Origin of the sequence: Vibrio rumoiensis (assembly GCF_002218045.2) — a bacterium.
Taxonomy (GTDB): domain Bacteria; phylum Pseudomonadota; class Gammaproteobacteria; order Enterobacterales; family Vibrionaceae; genus Vibrio; species Vibrio rumoiensis.
The window spans coordinates 145,872-166,522 of sequence record NZ_AP018686.1 but is presented as its reverse complement, the minus strand read 5'-3'; the positions used below and the strand labels follow the sequence as shown (position 1 = coordinate 166,522).

At 42.1% G+C, this 20,651-nt stretch carries 16 protein-coding genes; 6 read left to right on the top strand and 10 right to left on the bottom strand.

The window, feature by feature from the left end; translation table 11 throughout:
• Positions 1-82: 82 nt before the first annotated feature.
• The 10 genes from VRUMOI_RS13345 to VRUMOI_RS13300 all read right to left on the bottom strand — a co-directional run bounded on the left by VRUMOI_RS13345 (position 83) and on the right by VRUMOI_RS13300 (position 10,859).
• Positions 83-622, bottom strand: a complete 540-nt coding sequence (locus tag VRUMOI_RS13345; protein ID WP_089138102.1) for a cysteine hydrolase family protein — start codon at positions 620-622, stop codon at positions 83-85.
• 334 nt (positions 623-956) lie between these two features.
• Positions 957-1,805: an arabinose operon transcriptional regulator AraC gene (gene araC, locus VRUMOI_RS13340; protein ID WP_231897547.1), complete on the bottom strand. Its 849-nt coding sequence runs from the start codon at positions 1,803-1,805 to the stop codon at positions 957-959.
• A gap of 26 nt (positions 1,806-1,831) precedes the next feature.
• Entirely contained in the window at positions 1,832-2,662 is an 831-nt protein-coding gene (locus tag VRUMOI_RS13335) for a Cof-type HAD-IIB family hydrolase (RefSeq protein ID WP_089138100.1), read from the bottom strand.
• Between the two features lie 70 nt (positions 2,663-2,732).
• Positions 2,733-3,680 (bottom strand): transaldolase, encoded by a 948-nt coding sequence (gene tal / locus VRUMOI_RS13330; protein ID WP_089138099.1) that lies wholly within the window; start codon positions 3,678-3,680, stop codon positions 2,733-2,735.
• 66 nt (positions 3,681-3,746) lie between these two features.
• The gene (gene araA, locus VRUMOI_RS13325) at positions 3,747-5,252 is read right to left on the bottom strand and encodes an L-arabinose isomerase (protein WP_089138098.1); all 1,506 of its coding nucleotides are present in this window, start codon (positions 5,250-5,252) and stop codon (positions 3,747-3,749) included.
• 97 nt (positions 5,253-5,349) lie between these two features.
• Complete coding sequence (locus tag VRUMOI_RS13320) at positions 5,350-6,051, bottom strand: L-ribulose-5-phosphate 4-epimerase (RefSeq protein ID WP_089138097.1); 702 nt, start codon at positions 6,049-6,051, stop codon at positions 5,350-5,352.
• Positions 6,052-6,053: 2 nt separating this feature from the next.
• Positions 6,054-7,730, bottom strand: a complete 1,677-nt coding sequence (locus VRUMOI_RS13315; RefSeq protein ID WP_089138145.1) for a ribulokinase — start codon at positions 7,728-7,730, stop codon at positions 6,054-6,056.
• A 482-nt stretch (positions 7,731-8,212) separates the two neighbouring features.
• Entirely contained in the window at positions 8,213-9,046 is an 834-nt protein-coding gene (locus VRUMOI_RS13310) for an ABC transporter permease (protein WP_089138096.1), read from the bottom strand.
• A complete protein-coding gene (locus VRUMOI_RS13305; protein ID WP_089138095.1) occupies positions 9,039-9,806 on the bottom strand; it encodes an ABC transporter ATP-binding protein in 768 nt (255 codons plus the stop codon). Before VRUMOI_RS13305 ends, VRUMOI_RS13310 begins: the two co-directional genes overlap by 8 nt.
• A 9-nt stretch (positions 9,807-9,815) precedes the next feature.
• On the bottom strand, positions 9,816-10,859 hold the full coding sequence (locus VRUMOI_RS13300; RefSeq protein WP_089138094.1) for an ABC transporter substrate-binding protein: 1,044 nt from the start codon (positions 10,857-10,859) through the stop codon (positions 9,816-9,818).
• Between the two features lie 236 nt (positions 10,860-11,095).
• On the opposite strand from VRUMOI_RS13300, the gene VRUMOI_RS13295 reads away from it, so the two are divergent.
• From VRUMOI_RS13295 to VRUMOI_RS13270, 6 genes are all read left to right on the top strand, one after another.
• Positions 11,096-11,971, top strand: a complete 876-nt coding sequence (locus tag VRUMOI_RS13295) for a pirin family protein (RefSeq protein ID WP_089138093.1) — start codon at positions 11,096-11,098, stop codon at positions 11,969-11,971.
• A 695-nt stretch (positions 11,972-12,666) separates the two neighbouring features.
• The gene (locus VRUMOI_RS13290; protein WP_089138092.1) at positions 12,667-14,622 is read left to right on the top strand and encodes a PTS mannitol transporter subunit IICBA; all 1,956 of its coding nucleotides are present in this window, start codon (positions 12,667-12,669) and stop codon (positions 14,620-14,622) included.
• Between the two features lie 80 nt (positions 14,623-14,702).
• Positions 14,703-15,851 carry a mannitol-1-phosphate 5-dehydrogenase gene (locus VRUMOI_RS13285; RefSeq protein ID WP_089138091.1) on the top strand — a complete coding sequence of 383 codons (1,149 nt, stop codon included), beginning with the start codon at positions 14,703-14,705 and terminating at the stop codon, positions 15,849-15,851.
• A gap of 51 nt (positions 15,852-15,902) precedes the next feature.
• On the top strand, positions 15,903-16,433 hold the full coding sequence (locus VRUMOI_RS13280) for an MltR family transcriptional regulator (RefSeq protein WP_089138090.1): 531 nt from the start codon (positions 15,903-15,905) through the stop codon (positions 16,431-16,433).
• Between the two features lie 256 nt (positions 16,434-16,689).
• Positions 16,690-17,793, top strand: coding sequence for an NADH:flavin oxidoreductase/NADH oxidase (locus VRUMOI_RS13275; RefSeq protein WP_089138089.1), 1,104 nt, complete (start codon positions 16,690-16,692; stop codon positions 17,791-17,793).
• 358 nt (positions 17,794-18,151) lie between these two features.
• Positions 18,152-20,638, top strand: a complete 2,487-nt coding sequence (locus tag VRUMOI_RS13270) for a bifunctional diguanylate cyclase/phosphodiesterase (RefSeq protein WP_089138088.1) — start codon at positions 18,152-18,154, stop codon at positions 20,636-20,638.
• Positions 20,639-20,651: the final 13 nt, after the last annotated feature.

The window sequence follows — 20,651 nt, the reverse complement described above, 5'->3', positions numbered from 1 at the left end:
CCTGCATGTAATCCAGTGTTTAAAGCATTTATAAACGTTTTCTCGATGCAAGAAAACCTAAAAAAGTCGCCATCGTCGCTTGTTAGTTTTGTGCCCAAAGCTTACCTACTTCTACTGCTGCGATCGTGACACCAAAGCTAGAAATATTAGGTAACGTAGCATTATGATGCGCTCGAATTTGAGCACCACTAGCATGAGGCTTATCATGCGTAGTATGGGCATCTGAAACCAAAGTCACTGGATACCCAAGTCCAGCCGCTCTACGAACGGTTGTATCAACACAAAACTCAGAGGCGTAACCACACACAACTAAGCTCTCAACCTCTAGCTTTTTTAAAAGACTCTGAAGGGTAGTATCTAAGAACGAGTCTGGTGTTGTCTTACGCACAAAATGATCACCACTTTTTGTTACCAGACTAGATTGTATAGCCCAACCTTCACTCCCATGTTCGATAACAGTTTTAGGTTGTTCGTGCTGGATAAAGATGACTGGAACTGATTTTGCACGCGCTAACCTGGTAACTTCATTAATTTTTTTGAGTACTACTTGAGATTCAAATGGTTGAGGTTCTGGATCGAACAAAATCGACTGAACGTCAATAACTAATACCGCAGATTTCATTATATGCCTCTGGTAGGGTTAATCTTGTTTATCTGACCCTAAGTCAGGGTTCAAACCGTCAAATAAGTCTTGTAATTTCAGCATGCGTATTCCTAACAATTTAATAGACGGAAAAATCCGTCTATCATTCCACTCGCTTTTCTGTCCAGCAAGCTAAACATCTAAATACTTTAATAAAGTCAGACTTATCCCATATTTAAAAAGGATAAAATGCAGAGATAATCAGTCTAATTCTCCATTAAAAATTCATACATTCAAACTGGCTCTATAAATAATATCGGACTCACCATTCAGGCACTTCGTATCTCGAATAGTTCTCCCTAGAAACCCATTACTACATCACCTTCTCACGGTACAGTTTCGGGCTAAGTCCTGCCTTATTTTTAAATACCCGTGAAAAATAAAGCGGATCAGAATAGCCAATTAGGCGTGAAATTTGGTTAATCGAATAGTTTGATGTCACCAGTAGCTGCTTAGCGCGGCTAATACGTTGGTCATCACGCCATTGGGTGATGGTCATACCAATCTCATCGCGGAATAAATGCCCTAGGCGGGAAGGTGAAAGGCAAATAAGCTCGGCAAGCTGTTCGTTCGAGAAGTCTTCATTAAGGTGTTTGGCCATATAATTGACGACTTCGGTGATGCGTGGATCGACGCGCTTTTTAATCAAATTAGGCTGGTTCATTTTGCAACGAATCAAAATTTGCTCAAGCAAGTTTAAGCTCAACTCATCGACATAAGGCTCTTCAACTTTACTCAATGCTTCAATTTGTAAAAACAATTGGTTGAGCTTTTCCTGATCGTCAATTTGCACCCCTTTAGTAATGAATACACCATTGATGCACTCTTCCCATTTTAGACGGTTATTCCAGTAGGCACGTGGGCGGAAATAGATCCAGCGGTGGTGCCATTCTTCCGTTTGTTCAGAACGATGATAATAGTGAGGTACTCCGGTTGGGAAAAGGAGCAAGTCCCCTTCTTGCACTTCAAACGCATCATCGCCATGAAAGACCGTACCTTGGCCTTTAACCGTCAAGTTGATGATAAAGCCTTTCATGCCATTAGGACGATCGATAGTAAAATCGAGATCACCGCCCTTTTCTATTGGCGTTAAACCCGCGACCAAATGAGCATTAAAATCATACCCCGGTTTTAATGGATCGGTTTGCATTGTTGAATTCATAGCAGCAATTACCCTATATATGGGTTTTAATTCTTAATCGGAAAATATTGTTTTAATAATTGTGTTAATCCGTCACCCTGATTATCAGTGGTGCAGATAATTTTAGCATGTTTCTTTACTTCATCATGGGCGTGCAGCATGGCAATCGAGCCCCCAACCACACTCAGCATGGAGATGTCATTATAGTTATCACCGGCTGCAACCGCATGTTTTTCATCAATATTTTTCGTAGCCAGGTAATCAATCAAAGCTTTACCTTTGCTGTGCCCTTTCATCGCCAGATCAATTTTATTTTCACCCGATAGCGAGCCTGAAAAATATTGTTCAATCAGTGGTTGCTGCAAAAAGGCTTGAAAGTTTTTCGCTGAGCCTTGAGCGACGAACTTCCACACTTTGTTCGTTTTGTTCAATTCAGCTTCAAAGCTTTCCACTTGATAAATATTCGGACGTTGATCTATTGGGTAGCTTTGTGCCCATTGCTTTAAAGGCAACATATAAGGAATAGGATCGTGGTGTGAGAACGCCATACCGTCTTCGGTGTACATCACCAGTTGCAGTTGATATTGGTGCGCTAAAGCTAAAAAGGATTGCGCTAAATCATGGGGAATCGCTATGCCAGTTTCCACACAATGGTTGGTGTAGTCATAGCGATAGACACCGTTGCAACAGATAATAGGAGTGGTTAGCCCGAGCTCATCATAATAAGGTTTCGCTGCGGTGTGATGGCGACCAGTGACAATCATAACGGGATAATGATGTTTGATTTTCTGCACATACTCTTTAACCAATGGATGTAAAGTATGATCATTTTGCAGTGTGGTGCCATCAAGATCTAATGCCAAAAATTGGTACGTCATAGACTTCCTTTTATACAACAAAGCCAGTCACTCGGTACTGGCTTAGTAAAACGTTTTGAAAGAGTAATCTTTACAATTTCTCTGCAATCATCGCTTCGAGTGTACCTTGATCGATAGCAAAATTGCGAATACCTTCCGCCAATTTTTCGACCGCCATTGGATCTTGGTTATGCTCCCACAGGAATTCCGCTTCGGTCAGGGGTTGTGGTGCGGGCTTGGTTTCAGATCCTGCTACCAATTTAGCGCTGATTTTACCTTCTGTTTGCTCAAGCTCTTGCAGCAGTTGTGGGCTAATGGTTAAGCGATCACAACCCGCTAGCTCTAAAATTTCCCCAACATTGCGGAAACTTGCGCCCATGACAATCGTTGGGTAAGCGTGAGATTTATAGTAATGGTAAATTTTCTGTACCGACAATACGCCCGGATCTTCTGATGCCGAGAACGCTTTGCCTTCTTTGGCTTTATACCAATCCATGATTCGGCCCACGAATGGCGAAATCAAGTAAACGCCTGCTTCGGCACAGGCACGCGCTTGAGCAAACGAGAACAACAGCGTCAGGTTACATTGAATGCCTTCTTTTTCTAACTGCTCAGCCGCGCGAATACCTTGCCAAGTCGAGGCCAATTTAATCAAAATTCGGTCATTGCTGACGCCTGCATCGTTGTACAGTTTGATCAGTTTACGCGCTTTTTTAATACTGGCTTCAGTATCATAAGAAAGGCACGCATCCACTTCAGTTGAGATACGGCCAGGGATGACTTTTAGGATTTCTTTACCAATATTGACTGCCAGCATATCGCACGTATCTTCGATCTGCGTTTTCTTATCTTGACTCTGACTTTTCGCATATTCGATGGCTTGTTCTATCAATGGTTGGTAATCGGAAAGCTGCGCCGCTTTTAAGATTAATGATGGGTTGGTGGTGGCATCTTGTGGTTGATATTGCGTTATCGCCTGAATATCCCCTGTATCGGCCACCACAGTGGTGAACTCACGTAGTTGTTGTAATTGATTCATCTCGATCCCTAAAATATAAAAATAAAAAAAGCGCTTACTCTTTTGCGGAATAAGCGCTGAAGTTCATTAGATGCCGTTGCTTAGACGGTAGAACATGCTGTTGTGTTTAAGTGTGGTTTTAAAATCGCGAATCGTTGTGTTGCTATCAATCACAACAAGCTCGATGCCAGCAAACTCAGCAAAATCTTCTAGCATATCGAGCGTGACATTTTGTGTATAAACGCTGTGATGTGCGCCCCCCGCATGGATCCAAGCGGCGGCTGAGACTTCAAGGTTCGGCTTAGGCTCCCAAAGTGCGTGTGCAACTGGAAGGTGCGGTAGATCCGATGGTGGGTTAACCGTGTCGATTTCGTTAACAAGCATACGGTAGCGGTTACCTAGATCAATCAGTGTTACCACTAATGCAGGGCCGGCTTTAGCGCTAAAGATGGCACGTGCAACATCATCCGTTTTACCAATGGTATGACGGTGAATTTGTACTGATGGTTTTTCTGCTGCAATGGTTGGACAGACTTCTAACATGTGTGCGCCCAATACTTGACCGTCACCCGTTAGGTTGTAAGTGTAGTCTTCCATGAAAGACGTACCGCCCGGTAGACCTTGGCCCATCGCTTTGATGATTCGAACCATAGCGGATGTTTTCCAATCCCCCTCACCGCCGTAGCCGTAACCTTTTTCCATTAAGCGTTGAGTCGCTAAACCCGGAAGGTTCGTTAGACCAGTTAGGTTTTCAAAGGTGTTTACAAACGCCATGCAGCCGCGATCTTGTAGGAATTTCTCCATACCTAGCTCTAAACGCGCTTCATTTTTCAATACTTCAAGTTGTTCTGCATTTTCAAAAATTTCTGATGCGATGCTGTAAGTCGAACGATATTCTTCAAGCAATGCGGTGATCGCGCTGTCTTCTACTGCGTTAACGACTTCTGTTAGCTCACCCAAACCATAAGCATGAACTTCAAAACCAAACTCAATTTGTGAGCTGACTTTATTGCCTTCGGTTACCGCCACTTGGCGCATGTTGTCACCAAAACGAGCCACTCGTAGTGTATTACTTTCGTTCCAGCCAATCGCTGCACGACACCAGTGATCGAGTTGTTTACGTACCGATTCTTTTTGCCAGTGACCCACGATAACGCGGCGATCTAAGCCTAAACGAGTACCGATGAAACCAAATTCACGATCACCGTGAGCACTTTGGTTTAAGTTCATGTACGCCATATCAATGCTTTCCCACGGTAGGGCTTCGCTAAATTGAGTATGTAGATGAACGAATGGTTTATTCAGTTGTTTCAGACCGGCAATCCACATTTTTGCAGGCGAGAAAGTATGCATCCAAAGTACCACACCAAGACAGTTTTCGTCGTTATTGGCTTGTTGGCACACTTTCAAAATTTCTTCTGGTGATTTGACTGTGTCTTTGCATTCAATAGAGACACAAATATCATTTCCTTGATTAAAACCCGCCACAATTTCTTGGCTGTTGGCAGCGACTTGCTCAAGTACTTTTGGTCCATAGAGATGCTGTGAACCTGTGATGAACCATACTGATTTGTTTGTTGTTAAGTTTGTCATAATTGCCTCTGTCTTTGTTCGGTGTCGTCCCATTCAATGACTTTTTGTTAAGTACTGCGCTTGAATGAAACGATGAAATATTAAGTCAATAGGAATACTATTTTTGTCCGTAGTAAGCGTCTTTTCCGTGCTTACGTAGGTAGTGCTTATCCAACAAGGTCTGCGGAATTGGCAAAGTACTTGGATTAATCGTAATGGTGCGATACGCCATTTTGGCGACTTCTTCTACCACTACGGCATTGTGTACCGCGTTATGTGGGTCAGTTCCCCAAGTAAACGGTGCGTGTTCGCGAACTAAAATGCCGGGAATCGCCATCGGATCTGTGTCACCGATCGTTTCTATAATCACGTTGCCGGTATTCAATTCGTATTCATTTTTGATTTCTTGTTCCGTCAGAGCACGAGCGCAAGGAATATTGCCGTAGAAATAATCAGCATGCGTGGTACCAAAAGCTGGAATGGCCGCACCAGCTTGTGCCCATGAGGTTGCGTAAGAAGAATGGGTATGTACGATGCCGCCGATGTCTTTAAACGCTCGGTATAGCGCTAAGTGAGTCGCGGTATCGGATGACGGTTTTAAATCGCCTTGCACCACGTTGCCATCAAGATCCACCAGCACCATATTCTCTGGGCTCAAATCTTCATAAGCGACGCCGCTTGGTTTAATGGCGACTAAACCTGTGTCACGGTCAATGCCCGATACGTTGCCCCAAGTGAAGGTCACCAAGTTGTGAACTTGAAGATCCATATTGGCACGCCATACTTGTTCTCTTAATTCTGGAAGACGTTGCTGTGACATGATTAGGCTCCTTTTTGTTCATCAGTAAAGGCTTCAACATGCTGGCCTAAATCACGGTAAGATTGATGACGATTTTGGTAGAAAGCCACCGCACCTTTTTCTGGGGTATAGACATGACGAATTGGGCTCGCCATTGCCGCTTGAGCTTCAGAAACGCTGCTGTGAGCATCGGCTGCCACTGCCGCAAAAATCGCCGCGCCCAGTGCACAACATTGATCAGATTCCACCACCGCAATATCACGGCCCATCACATCGGCGCAGGTTTGCATGACCAAGGATGATTTTTGTGCAATACCGCCAATCGCCAGCACACGTTTCACATCAACGCCTTGTGTGACCATGCAATCCATAATCGCTTTTGCACCATGCGCGGTGGATTCCACTAAGCTGTAGAACACATCTGGAGAGGTGCTGCCTAAATTCAAGCCACTGATCACCCCTTTTAAGCGTTGGTTGGCCATTGGCGTTCTACGACCATTGTGCCAATCCATGCTCAGTGGAGAATGTTCCGCTTGAGGTTGATCGCTCGCTGCATCCGCCAGCATTGGGATAAGAATGTCATCAATACCATCAAGTAGATGTTGATCTTCTGGGTGCGTTTTCACCCATTGTTGAATCGGCCACATTAGTAGGCGTTTGTACCATGCGTAAATATCACCAAAAGCAGACTGACCCGCTTCTAACGCCACTAAGTTTGGCAATGCGCTGCCTTTTACCTGACCACAAATGCCTTCAATGGTTTTGCCTGCTACATCTTCTGGTTTCACCATCAAAATGTCACAAGTTGAAGTACCGATCACTTTCACTAGGTCATGTTCGCCAGCACCAGCACCGACTGCGCCCATGTGGCAATCAAACTCACCAATCGCAACCGCAATACCGACTGGCAAACCAAAACGCTCCGCCCATTCGGCGCTTAATAAGCCGGCTTGTTGGTCAGAGGTATAGACTTCAGTAAACATGCGCTCACGAATGCCATCTAAAGTCGGTGAAATCGCAGATAGGAAATCTTGAGCTGGCAGACCATTCCAATCATCGTGCCACAGCGCTTTATGCCCAGCGGCGCAAATACCGCGACGTAATTTGTTTGGCGCTTGATTGCCAGAAATTAATGCTGGGATCCAGTCACATAATTCCACCCAAGTATGTGCATGTTTCGCCACATCAGCGTCTTGCTCGCTCACCCAAGCCGCTTTTGCCCAGAACCACTCAGAAGAGTAGATACCGCCAACATAACGAGTGTAATCAGGGAAGTCGCCACCATGAGCCAGCTTATTGATGAGTTCTGCTTTTTGAATGGAAGTGTGGTCTTTCCACAAAATGAACATGGCATGAGGGTTGTGCTCAAATTCTGGCAATAGAGCCAAAACGTTACCATCTTTATCGACCGGCGCAGTGGTTGAACCTGTAGTATCCACACCGATACCAACGACACTGTTACGAACTTCGTCAGATACTTGAGCAAGCGCTTCTTTTACCGCTGCAGTCATTGCATCAATATAGTCTTGCGGGTGATGACGAAATTGTGAAACCGCCGGCTGACAATACTGTCCTTCCATCCAACGCGGATAATATTGAACACCACAAGCCACTTCTTGACCGGTTTTGATATTGACTAACAAAGCACGAACCGAGTCGGAGCCAAAATCCAAACCAATTGTAAATTTTTCAACACTCATCATGAGCCCACCACAGTAAAATGAATCGAATCATCCAGCGGGTTGTTGTGCGTTCTAGCGCTGGATATAAGCTATGTATTCATTTAATAGGATGGATCCGGTTCCCGCCATTAAGATAGCCGCTAAAAATATAGACAAAACCGCTACTGGGAAAATAGTGGTAACTGGATCATGTTTGCATGTTTTTCACATATGAATAAAACCGTTGAAAGGATGGACAATATTGCGAGGAGTAAAATATCAAAATCCAGATATCATTATTTTGATAAATATCCTCAATCAAATCAGCACTCATCGACCAAAGCCCATTTGTTTATTACGTCAATAACCTGGTTAAATGGGGCTAACCGAGGTGAAGGTGAAATGCGGGTGATAGAAGATGGATTCTTGACTTAATCAATGTTCAATAAATAGATTAAAGGCCCTATTCTAATAATAAAATGGGGCCTTTTTAATAACGATATTGATTGTGAATTAACCACTTAGCGCCATTTTAATAAACGCTTTTCTATTCTTCCAATAACAAAACTTATTAATACACCTAAAAGAGATAAAATCGCGACGCCGGTAAACAAACGCTCTAAATCATATAAAGAGCCGGCTTCTAAAATATAAGCACCAATACCGTATTCTGCCCCTAGCATTTCTGCTGCGACCAATAAAATGATAGCAATCGCTAAGCTCACTCGTAAGCCAGACAAAATTCCCGGCATTGCACCGGGTAATACAATTTTACGCACGATTGAAAACCATGACATAGAAAAGCTTTGCCCCATACGTATTAAAGAACGATCAACATTATCTACCGCGCCGTAAGTTGCCACCACGGTAGGCGTAAAAGTGCCGAAAGCGATTAAGGCATATTTTGAAGCTTCATCGATTCCAAACCAAATCACAAATAAAGGCAATAAAGCAATTTTAGGAATAGGAAAAATAGCTGAAATTAAAGGAACGAGCCCCGCTCTTGCCAGAGAAAACAGCCCAATCATAATGCCAACACTGATGCCCAATACGACACCAATGGAAGCACCAACGACAAGACGGGTTAATGATGGAATAAGTTGCTGCCATAACATCCCGCTTTGATACAGATCGACAAAGGTATACCAAACGTTTGAAGGCCTCGGAACCGTTAAAGGGGATAAGAATCCGGTTCGAGCGCCTATTTCAAGTAAACCAATCACAACAATAAAAACAAACACACCAACCCACGGTTTTGCTTGCGGGGCAAAACCCGCACCACGAAAAGGCACTGGTTCACGTTGTTCTTGATCCTTCGAATGCTGGGAACCGGTTAGAGTTGTGACCTTATCCATGGACTAACTCTCCTTCTGCCGCCATCGCTTCCGCTCTCATCAAATTCCACAGATAAGACTGCTTTTCGACTAACTCAACATCACTACTATGTCGCTCATTGAGTGGTGTCTCTATTTCAACAACCTCATGAATACAGCCGGGGCGACGCGAAAGGACAACAATTTTATGCCCTAGACGCACCGCTTCATTTAAGTTGTGCGTCACATAAACGGCGGTAAATGGCTCTTTAGTCCATAAGTTCACTAAATCTTCCATCAGTAACTCACGAGTTTGGCTATCTAGAGCTGACAAAGGTTCATCCATTAACATGACCGCTGGTTTAACCGCTAAAGCACGAGCAATAGCAACTCGTTGTTTCATCCCACCCGATAATTGTTTCGGCAAGGCTTTACGAAAATCAGAGAGATTCGTACGAGCTAAAACATCGGTAATAATCGATTCAATCTGTTGTTTGGAGAGATGATGATCTTCAAGCACCACACTAATATTGCCTTCGACGGTACGCCAAGGCAGCAGTGCAAAATCCTGAAAGACATAAGTAAGTGGATTTAAGCAGCCTTTAGGCGGTACGCCGACTTGTAATACTTGCCCCGATGAAGCTTGCTCTAATCCACCAATCATGCGTAATAACGTTGATTTTCCGCAGCCTGATGGCCCAACAATGCACACAATTTTACCCGCCGGGATATCAAGACATATATCACTTAATACCGGCATCTCACCATACGAGTGGCCAAGATTCTCAATGGTTAAATTCATAATCTCGCCTTACTCTTGTGCTGTTGATTGGCTATCTACCGTTTTGACATAGCTGCTATCAACAATGTCGCTCAGCTTAATATCCGCTTTAACCATTTTCTCTTTTTGAAACCAGTCCAATTGATTCTGTAAAGAAGCCATATTCAGGTAATTATCAGTATTTAAACGCATTGAGCCATTAATAATACTTGGCGCCGCTTTCTCCAGAGGACGATCCGTATAAATATACTTATGGATCAATTTCACCATATCATCTTGTGCTTGCGGCCCAGCGGTCTTATCAACCATTGCGGCATTGTAATCCGCAGCACCTTTTGCCAAAGCGGTTAAAAAGGCTTGAGTCTGTTTACGCTCATCAGAGGCATTCTTGCTAGACGTAAATATGGTGGTAACTTGATAGTTTGGCAGGTAATCAGAAACATTACCTATGATATGTATGGCTCCGCTGGCGGCTAATGGCTTAGCAATGTGAGGAACAATCGACCAGGCATCTACCTGTCCAGTTTTAAGCGCCCCAATAATCGCCCCTACTTTTTGCAACGGTTTAAATTTAAGTGTAATGCCTTCTTTTTGCTCAATTTGAGAACCTACATAATGAAATGACGAGCCCGCTTGAGAAATCGCCCAAGTTTTACCATCGAGTTTAGAGGGGTCGGTCAGCCCAGCATCGAACGCTTTATTCGATACCACGATTTTCTGTCCATCGACGTTGGGATCTTCTGATAAAGAACCACCAATCACTTTGACTGCACCTTTATCGGCAAGCGAAATTAAGCCTCCTGACATCGCCGTGACCGCATAATCGACATCATGAGAGGCGACCGCCACCGCCATTGGTTGAGCCGCTTGGAAAAACTTCAACTTTACGTCTAGACCTTGTTGTTTGAAGTAACCTTTTTCAACCGCAACAAACGTGGCTGCATGGCTGGTAAAACGTAATGCTCCGACGGTAATTTCTTGGTTTGCGGCGCTAGCATTAGTACTCCAAAACGATGTGAATATCGTCAGCGAGCCCACAAGAGCCAATAATGTGTTCTTTTTATTTATAGACATGGCAATTCCTTTTGATGCTTTTGTAGAATCATTCCACAGCATTTTCTTTATTGATGAATAGATAAACTATGTTATTTAATCAATTGAATCAACAAGCATACCGCCGAAACAAAAAGCAACATTACTTACCCTTATTCAATTTTTTCGAACAACTTAATGCATTTCCCATACTCAACAGCAAGCAACGACTTCACTAAGATTACTCTATTCCTTATTTATTAAGCTCTGAGGTCAATATGTCTCAAACCCAATTTCGTGAAGTGCGTTTAGTAATGCAATCCCAACCGACATCGGATGGTGATGGTGTAAAAATCCGACGTGTTGCTGGTTTTAATAACAAGCACTTTTCTCCGTTTTTAATGGTGGATGAATTAAAAGCTGACGATAAAAAAGATTATGTAGGTGGTTTTCCACCTCATCCACATCGTGGTATTGAAACCTTAACCTATATGATGAATGGACACTTCCAGCATAAAGATCACATGGGCAATGTAGGTGAACTGCGTAGCGGTGGTGCACAATGGATGGCGGCAGGACAAGGGGTGATCCACAGCGAAATGCCGATTATGGAAGATGGGCAATTACATGGCTTTCAGATTTGGATAAACCAACCGGCACGCGACAAAATGCAACCGGCCAAATACTTTGATTTTCAACCGGAAACGATTACCGAAAAACAGCTCGCTGAAGGCAATCTACTCCGCATTCTGGCAGGCGATTTAGTGGTCAATAATCAAGCATTGCAAGGCCCATTGACTGATACCGGAGTACCGGCCACCGTGGCAGATTGGAAAGCTAACGCTAACAGTGAAATATCATTGACCATTCCGAGCCAACATAACGCCATGATTTATGTATATCAAGGTGCGGTAACGGTTTCTGGTAAAGCGCTACAGCAATCAGATTTTGCAATACTTCCCGCTTCTGGTGAGCAAGATGAAAGTGTCGATGAAGTAAGATTACACGCAAATAGTGATGCTGGTTTACTGATCTTTGTTGGTGAGCCAATCAATGAACCAGTGGTGCATTACGGCCCATTTGTTATGAATACGATGGATGAAATCAACCAAGCGATTAATGATTATCAAGCCGGTAAGTTTCACCAATACTAAGCGTCCGTTCACATAAATTTCACGATCAAAAACTGTGATCAAGGTCTATAATTTTTAATACTCGAGGTAATAAGAAATACAGTTAGGCGAATAAACGTAGCCAACAACACTGTAGCTTCTATTACCCAGAGTATATTGTGCTTCTGATTCGCATCAGCCCGCAAGGGACATAATAAGCCACTCCCTGCTTTTCCTTAAATAGCAGGGATTTTTTTTACCTTGAATTCTCTTAGGTATATATCGATAAAAACTAGATTTCACGCTAAATATTTTGTCACTAAATTACACATAGATGAAACATTCATAGACAGAATTATTTCAAGTATTGAATTAATTAAACAGATGTGACACAAATCACTAATATTATTATAGAAAGGTTTATTAAGTTCATTTTAGTGACAATGATCACAATAAATATCACCACCCCACACAGTAATATTGTGATGTGAGTCACCATTTATTTTAATCAAAATGCCAAGTTGGAGTTTTGTAACAAAATTACAGCTAAATTTTGTAGTGTAGATCGCGTAGAAATAAAAAAAATAACACTTAATAGAGAGACTGATCACAAAAAACCCGTTATCAGTTCATTAATTAATTTGTGTGGTAAATTGATTGGGTACTAAGCAATCAATGCGGTTTTAGCGAACCGTTTACAACAACAAAATAATTAAGAACATCAAACGGGAGTTGTTATGATATCACCTGATGCTAAGATCAAGATACAAAATTTTGGTCGTTTCCTCTCTAACATGGTTATGCCCAACATAGGTGCGTTTATCGCATGGGGCTTTATTACTGCCTTATTCATTCCAACTGGCTGGTTTCCAAACGAGACCTTAGCCTCTATGGTTGGACCGATGATTACTTACTTGCTTCCCTTATTAATAGGTTATACCGGTGGTAAACTTGTTGGTGGTGAGCGTGGTGCTGTTGTCGGTGCAATCACTACGATGGGTGTGATCGTTGGAACCGATATTCCAATGTTCATGGGGGCAATGATTGTTGGCCCTATGGGCGGTTGGGCCATTAAAGCCTTTGATAAGCGCGTTGAAGGGAAAATTAAAAGTGGCTTTGAAATGTTGGTAAACAACTTCTCAGCCGGCATTATCGGGATGGTTTGTGCAATTATTGCCTTCATGCTGATTGGTCCATTTGTTAAAGTACTTTCCAGTACTTTAGCGGCAGGCGTTCATTTCTTAGTGAATGCTCACTTACTTGCTTTAACCTCTATTTTTGTTGAACCAGCAAAAATCCTATTCTTAAATAATGCCATCAACCACGGTATTTTCTCACCATTAGGCATTCAGCAAGCTGCCGAAACTGGTCAGTCTATTTTCTTCTTAATTGAATCTAACCCAGGCCCAGGTTTAGGTATTCTTTTAGCTTATATGTTTTTTGGTAAAGGCACGGCCAAACAAACCGCCGGTGGTGCTTCTATCATCCACTTCTTTGGTGGTATCCATGAAATATATTTCCCATATATTCTAATGAACCCACGTTTAATCATAGCGGCCATTGCGGGTGGTATGACAGGGGTATTTGTTCTCACACTCTTTGACGCTGGTATCGTTTCCCCTGCTTCTCCGGGCTCTATCTTCGCTATTTTATTAATGGCACCAAAAAGCTCAATGCTAGGCGTTCTATGTTCTATTTTTTCCGCCACTGCCGTGTCATTTACCATCGCAGCATTGCTCATGAAATCACAACGCACAACGGAAGAGGATGGCGATGAAACTGCCTTAAATAAAGCCACTGCCAATATGCAAAGCATGAAAGCTTCAGCCAAAGGTGAAGGTGCGGGCGCAACAGCCAACCAAAACAACAAAATTGATATGGCAAATGTGCGTAGCATTATTGTCGCTTGTGATGCAGGAATGGGATCAAGTGCCATGGGCGCCAGCCTGCTACGTAAAAAAATTCAACAAGCGGGCCTAGACATTCAAGTGACCAACCTTGCCATTAATAGTTTACAAGAAGGAGTTGATATTGTGATCACTCATAAAGATTTAACAGAACGTGCTCGTAAACATGTACCTAATGCCTTCCACATTTCATTGGTCAACTTCTTAGATAGCGAAATGTACAACCAATTAATGACCAAGCTATTAGCTAAGCAACGTCCTGAAGCGGCTAACGATAATCAAGCAATCAAAGTTTCTATACTTGCGGCAAATGATGAGAGCTTTGAAGAACAAGCCCCTTCTGTTTTTAATATTGAACGTAAAAATATTCATTTAAGTTTATCTGCAAGTAATAAGGAAGAAGCTATCCGTTTCGCAGGAAATCAATTAGTCGAACTTGGCTATGCTGAACCTGAATATGTCGATGCCATGTTTGAGCGTGAAAAACTGGTACCAACTTACCTTGGTGAATCTATTGCCGTACCTCATGGAACCGTTGAAGCGAAAGACCGCGTGATAAAAACTGGTATCGTCATTTGCCAGTACCCTAGTGGTGTACAATTCGGTGAAGATGAAGGCGAAATCGCCAAACTTGTTATCGGTATAGCTGCTAAAAATGACGAACACATTCAAGTAATCACTACGATAACCAATGCTTTAGATAATCCTGATGCCATTGAAAGATTAACAACGGCTACTGATGTCGAAGAAATATTGGAAATCTTACAAGGTAACCAAGCGGCGTAACTTTGTATGATTCGAGGCCAGAGCACCCTATGCACCTGGCCTCTCCCTAACAAGCTTTATTTTTATCGTAGGAATTTATTATGAAAAATGCAGTTCACTTTGGTGCAGGTAATATTGGTCGAGGATTCATAGGAAAACTTTTAGCTGACGCAGATGTTCAAGTGACTTTTGCTGATGTCAATGCACCACTTGTCGATCAGATCAGCCATAAACAAGAATATAAAGTTAAAGTCGTAGGCTCAAAATGCCAAATCGATACCGTCAATCATGTTACTGCCGTCAACTCAGCCAGTGATGATGTCATAGAACGTATCATTCACACCGACCTTGTTACAACAGCTGTTGGCCCTAATGTACTTGATATTATTGCAAAAACTATCGCAACAGGTATCACTAAACGCTTTGAAGCAGGAAATCTAAAGCCTTTAAATATTATTGCTTGTGAAAATATGGTGAGAGGCACAACTCATTTAAAAGGTGAAGTCTATAAATACCTATCCCCTAATCTACATACTCAAGCAGACACTTTAATTGGATTTGTCGACTCTGCCGTTGATCGAATTGTACCACCAGCGGAAGCGGCAAATGATGACCCACTTGAAGTTACGGTAGAAAGCTTTAGCGAGTGGATTGTCGATGAAAGCCAATTTAAAGGCGACATTCCTGATATCGCAGGAATGGAAAAAACCAATAACTTAATTGCTTTTGTAGAGCGCAAATTATTCACACTCAATACTGGCCATTGTATCACCGCATATTTAGGTTGCTTAAAAGGCCATCGTACTATTCGTGAAGCCATTGAAGATCCTGAGATTTACTCTGATGTAAAACAAGCGATGCATGAAAGTGGTGAAGTGTTAATTCAGCGCTACCAGTTTGACCGTGAAATGCATGGGGCTTATATCCAAAAAATATTGGAGCGTTTTGCTAACCCTTACCTTGTTGATGAAGTTGATCGCGTAGGCCGACAACCTATTCGTAAATTAAGCGCAAATGATCGTTTAATAAAACCACTACTTGGTACCATCGAATATGGGACAGAAAACACAACTTTATTGAAAGGGATTGCAGCGGCTTGTAAATATCGTAATGATAACGACCCTCAGGCAATTGAATTAAAAAAATCAATTGAAGATCAAGGAATTAAAAAAACATTAGCGCACTATACCGGGCTAAATGAAAACAGCATAGAAGTACAAAAAATCGAAAATCTTTACTTACAACTTTAATTCTAATCATCACGGGGGCTTTTTCCGCCCCCTCTTAATTTAGATGGTCTAATGAGCGAAAAAATAAACGAAACAGATATATTGGAACGATTAAACCAAGCACCGACGGTGAGGGGTTTCTTTATCCAAACCGTAGAGATACTTGATGAGTCTATTGATGCCCTCATCAAACGCATTTTTCGTAAGGATAATTTTGCTGTGCAATCCGTTGTCGGACCTTTATTGCAAGATTCAGGTCCTCTAGGTGATCTCGCGGTCCGTTTAAAACTATTATTTGGTTTAGGCGTGCTACCCGATGCTATTTATCACGATATTGAAGACCTCATTATCCTGCGCAATAAACTCAATAATGACGGCTCCGAATATGAATTTACCGACCCATTAATCATCAGTAGCATTAAGTCACTTAATCTCATCGAAAAAATGGCAATGGTACCTTTGAATATTACAGAACCCGATGGTGATATCGATTTAAGTTTTTATCAAATGCAGCTACAACGTCACCAGCAAGTTATCAAATCAGGACTCTCCCTTGCAATCGTTGACATATGTAATGAACTCCAAAAAGATAGCCCATTTTAAGAGCACTTTTCGCTTTTATTAACCTGATATATCCAAGTGACGTCAACGTGCAACATTCCGAGAGATCATTCAAATCTTTGGGTAAAGAGATGACTGAAGGAATCTAGACATCTGAAATTAGTGAGATATGTAGTGATACTGCTTTACTGTTATTTCTTCATGACTCCCAATCATATTCATTATCTTACATAGTCATTAGAATATTTGAATAGCATCCCTATATACTGGTTTGATTCTAATATTTCTAAGGAAAATCATGTCTGCATTATTCCAACCTTTAACGCTGAAAAGCATCGAGCTCAAAAACCGCATTGCGGTACCACCAATGTGTCAATATAGCGCGATTAATGGCGTCGCTAATGATTGGCATCACGTTCATTATGCAGGACTCGCTCGTGGCGGTGCAGGTCTAGTGATCGTAGAAGCGACAGCGGTTTCTCCTGAAGGTCGTATTACGCCAAAATGCTTGGGTATTTGGAATGATGAACAAGCCCAGCAACTCTCAAAAGTGGCTCAAATCATTAAGCAAAGTGGCAGTGTTGCAGGTATTCAAATTGCTCATGCCGGACGTAAAGCCAGTGCGAATATCCCATGGGAAGGCGACGACCATATTGAAACTGAAAATCCAGAAGGTTGGGATACTATCGCCCCTTCTGCGGTTGCCTTTGGTGCTAACTTACCTAAAGTCCCGGCTGAAATGACCAAAGATGATATTGAGCGTGTAAAACAAGATTTCGTTGCAGGGGCTAAACGTGCCTTAGAAGCGGGTTTTGAGTGGCTCGAAATTCACTTTGCACATGGTTATCTTGCACAAAGCTTTTTCTCGACTCACGCTAACCAACGTACCGATGAATACGGCGGCAACGCTGAAGGTCGTGCACGATTTTTATTAGAAACCTTCGATGCGGTTCGTGAAGTATGGCCTGAACATTTACCATTAACCATTCGTCTAGGCGTACTAGAGTTCGATGGTAACGATGAAGCAATGCTGCAAGAATCGGTAGATATGCTCAACAAGATGAAAACCAATGGTCTGGATATGGTGAGCGTCAGTGTTGCCTTCAATACACCGACTGCACAAGTGCCTTGGGGGCCAGCATTCTTAGCACCGATTTCAGAACGCATCCGCCAGCAAACAGGCTTACCTGTCGCGTCAGCTTGGGGCATTGATAAGCCAGAAGATGCGGAACGTGTGGTCGCTGAAGAGCAAATGGATCAGGTCATGATCGGTAAAGCCTATTTAGCGGATCCTCATTACACTTACCGCTTAGCAAAAGCATTAAACGTTGAGAAGCCATCTTGGTGTTTACCACCATCTTATGCACATTGGCTTGAAAGATATCATTTTGCTGACAAATAACGAGTATCTTGTATTAGCTTAGCTTTATACAAATCTAGATCATAAAGCCCCAAATAAATGTTTGGGGTTAATTAAACTGAATAAAAATAAAATGTTATCAATAAGGGCCTCCAACAATCCCCCAAATATATTGATTCACCGCACAAATACCTCGCATTAATAAAGCCATTTATTCCCTAAAAATAATGATAAGAATCATTTTTTATATAAGTTAAAGACGATAATATTCGCGATCTTTTCACTGACTTGTTGCTGATGCTTTATTTTGACCACAAATACTCATAATTCTTCGCCTCAAAAGCGCTACCCATGCTCGCTTTTAGCTTCGCTAATTACATTGTTAGCGGTAAGCTAACTTGTGATCATTTTACTGCTTTCTGGCTTCTTTGATGGGATCATGAAGCATGTCTTAGGCGATATGAGTAAGCAATTAGTCACCAGTAAAAGCGATCTGGCAAGTCAACAAATTGAAGCCTATATCAATAAACCATTTCAAGCCGCGACCTTACTTTCACGTTCCCTTTCAAGCAAAGATATTCTAAGCCCAGAATTCATTAAAGATGAACTTAGCCAAATACTAAAAAATGATTTTACTGGCGAAAATGATATTTCTCGCATTGGCTATGCATCCATCAAGGGTGACTATATTGCCCTCAGCCGAATTTCTGACAATAACCGTCTTCGTTTAATCGAAACAGCCCCAAACAATCAGTATCAACTCGTCACGTACCAAGGGGAAAGTAACGCCTCGCCAGTGTTAAAGACTGTCGAAAATTACCATCTCCTCAAAAGAGACTGGTTCATTCAAGCAAGCCAACAAATGACCCCATTTTGGTCTCTTCCTTATCTTCATATATCAGAAGATAAAGGCATAGTAATGACCTACCGAACTCCAGTGTTCAACCGCCAAGGGCAATTTATTGGGGTAATTAACGTTGATATCAATCCTGATACACTTAGCCATTACTTAGACAGTATTGATGAAAATCACAACTTACACATCATTGTTGCTGGCCAACAGCAAATCGTCGCCGCTTCTGATACTCGTTATCTATCTAACATCACAATGCCGCCGCTTTCGCTTGATAACAATAAAGTAACGCTACCACAGCTATCAGACTCTAAAACATTGAATGAGATAATACCGTCTCATATTTGGACGCCTCAGAAAGGCAACATTCCTTACACTGTCTATCAAGGGAATACAAAATATTGGGTTCAAGCTCGAGCCTTGACAGATCACGATCACCTACTCAATTGGAACCTACTGACCATTACTCCAGCGGCATTGCCTTCTCATTTATTTACGCAAAGTAGTAAGACAATGATGCTCACTATCATCTTCATTGTGAGCTTCGGTCTAACGGGTTGTGCCTGGATGCTAATCCGGTTTTTAACGCCTTTAAAAGCGATTGCCGAACAAGCGCGTTTATTAGGTCAAACCAAGCACATTAAGTGGCTACCTCAATCGGATAAACGACTTTTTCCTGAAATCGCCGAGTTAGAACAAGAGTTGATTAATGCTTCAGACATTATTAATCATGCGTTACAAACACAGAAAAAACTGATTGAAGAAGATGCCTCAACCAAGCTACCCACCTTTGCAGGGCTATTAGCGCAAAAAGATCTGTATACGGAACGACAGTTGTCTGGCCTGATTCGCCTAGCGAATTACCCAACCATGGCTAACACGTTAGGAAAAGCCTACGCAGAGCAATTCTTAATCGATTTCATTGATATTTTGAGGGATGCACTCCCCGTCGGAACATCATTATCTCGAGTTAGAGTTGATATTCTTGCGGCGACGTTTCCGGGTGTTTACGGTCATCAAACGATTCAAATCTTAGCGAAAAACTTACAAGATTTATTCTTCAATGTGAGCCGTGAACACGATCATGTCTTTACCGGTAATATCGGTTTGATCCATCAAGAATTGAATTCTGAGAACCTACAAAATACGTTACTGAATGCAAGCTTAGCTCTGCATCAAGCACAACAAAAAGGTAATGGCTTCCTAGAAATATTTGAACCATGGATGCACAATGAGTCAATGGATAATCTTCGCTTACATGACCAACTACGTGACGGGATCCGTAATCAGGAATTTCATCTTGTGTTACAACCTATTGTCAATTTAGACGATAGCCAAAATTGTGTGGAAGCCGAGTGTTTAATTCGTTGGCAAACCGAAGAAAGAGGCTTTATTCCACCGGATAAATTTATTGCTATTGCAGAAAAAACCGGTCTCATCGTGCCACTTGGCCGTTGGATTATAGAGAAAGCCTGTCAGGAATTAGCCACCTTTATTGAGCGTGGTGCACCTCGTAACTTTAAACTGCACATCAATATCGCATCGCTGCAATTTTGTCAGCCTAACTTTACTGAACACCTACTGGATTGTGTTCAACGTTATCATCTGACTCATAATAATATTTGCCTTGAGATTACCGAAAGCACCATGTTAACCGATATGGAAAATGTGGCTAAGGTATTACACTCGCTACAACGCTCCGGTATTTCAATCGCGATTGATGACTTTGGTTCAGGTTATTCAAGCCTATCTTATTTGCATAACCTGCCTTTCGATACGCTTAAAATCGATCGCAGTTTTGTCTCTGATATGCTTAGTAATAAAAAGAATGAGGCGGTTATCGCTTCAGTATTGAATCTTGCTCGGAATTTCAATGTTCCCTTGATTGCAGAAGGGATTGAAACAAAAGAAATGAGTGCCAAGTTATACCAAATGGGATGTGAAAAAGTACAAGGTTACTACTTTGGCCGGCCATTAAAATTCTCTGAATGGCATCCAAGCAACGGAGCCTTTAAGTTAGAGTTGGAAGCTTAATCCCCTCTTCATC

Bases quoted from the DNA above. Each gene is read 5' to 3' on its own strand.
- VRUMOI_RS13345 (WP_089138102.1), bottom strand. From the start codon at position 622: ATGAAATCTGCGGTATTAGTTATTGACGTTCAGTCGATTTTGTTCGAT.
- araC (WP_231897547.1), bottom strand. From the start codon at position 1,805: ATGAATTCAACAATGCAAACCGATCCATTAAAACCGGGGTATGATTTT.
- VRUMOI_RS13335 (WP_089138100.1), bottom strand. From the start codon at position 2,662: ATGACGTACCAATTTTTGGCATTAGATCTTGATGGCACCACACTGCAA.
- tal (WP_089138099.1), bottom strand. From the start codon at position 3,680: ATGAATCAATTACAACAACTACGTGAGTTCACCACTGTGGTGGCCGAT.
- araA (WP_089138098.1), bottom strand. From the start codon at position 5,252: ATGACAAACTTAACAACAAACAAATCAGTATGGTTCATCACAGGTTCA.
- VRUMOI_RS13320 (WP_089138097.1), bottom strand. From the start codon at position 6,051: ATGTCACAGCAACGTCTTCCAGAATTAAGAGAACAAGTATGGCGTGCC.
- VRUMOI_RS13315 (WP_089138145.1), bottom strand. From the start codon at position 7,730: ATGAGTGTTGAAAAATTTACAATTGGTTTGGATTTTGGCTCCGACTCG.
- VRUMOI_RS13310 (WP_089138096.1), bottom strand. From the start codon at position 9,046: ATGGATAAGGTCACAACTCTAACCGGTTCCCAGCATTCGAAGGATCAA.
- VRUMOI_RS13305 (WP_089138095.1), bottom strand. From the start codon at position 9,806: ATGAATTTAACCATTGAGAATCTTGGCCACTCGTATGGTGAGATGCCG.
- VRUMOI_RS13300 (WP_089138094.1), bottom strand. From the start codon at position 10,859: ATGTCTATAAATAAAAAGAACACATTATTGGCTCTTGTGGGCTCGCTG.
- VRUMOI_RS13295 (WP_089138093.1), top strand. From the start codon at position 11,096: ATGTCTCAAACCCAATTTCGTGAAGTGCGTTTAGTAATGCAATCCCAA.
- VRUMOI_RS13290 (WP_089138092.1), top strand. From the start codon at position 12,667: ATGATATCACCTGATGCTAAGATCAAGATACAAAATTTTGGTCGTTTC.
- VRUMOI_RS13285 (WP_089138091.1), top strand. From the start codon at position 14,703: ATGAAAAATGCAGTTCACTTTGGTGCAGGTAATATTGGTCGAGGATTC.
- VRUMOI_RS13280 (WP_089138090.1), top strand. From the start codon at position 15,903: ATGAGCGAAAAAATAAACGAAACAGATATATTGGAACGATTAAACCAA.
- VRUMOI_RS13275 (WP_089138089.1), top strand. From the start codon at position 16,690: ATGTCTGCATTATTCCAACCTTTAACGCTGAAAAGCATCGAGCTCAAA.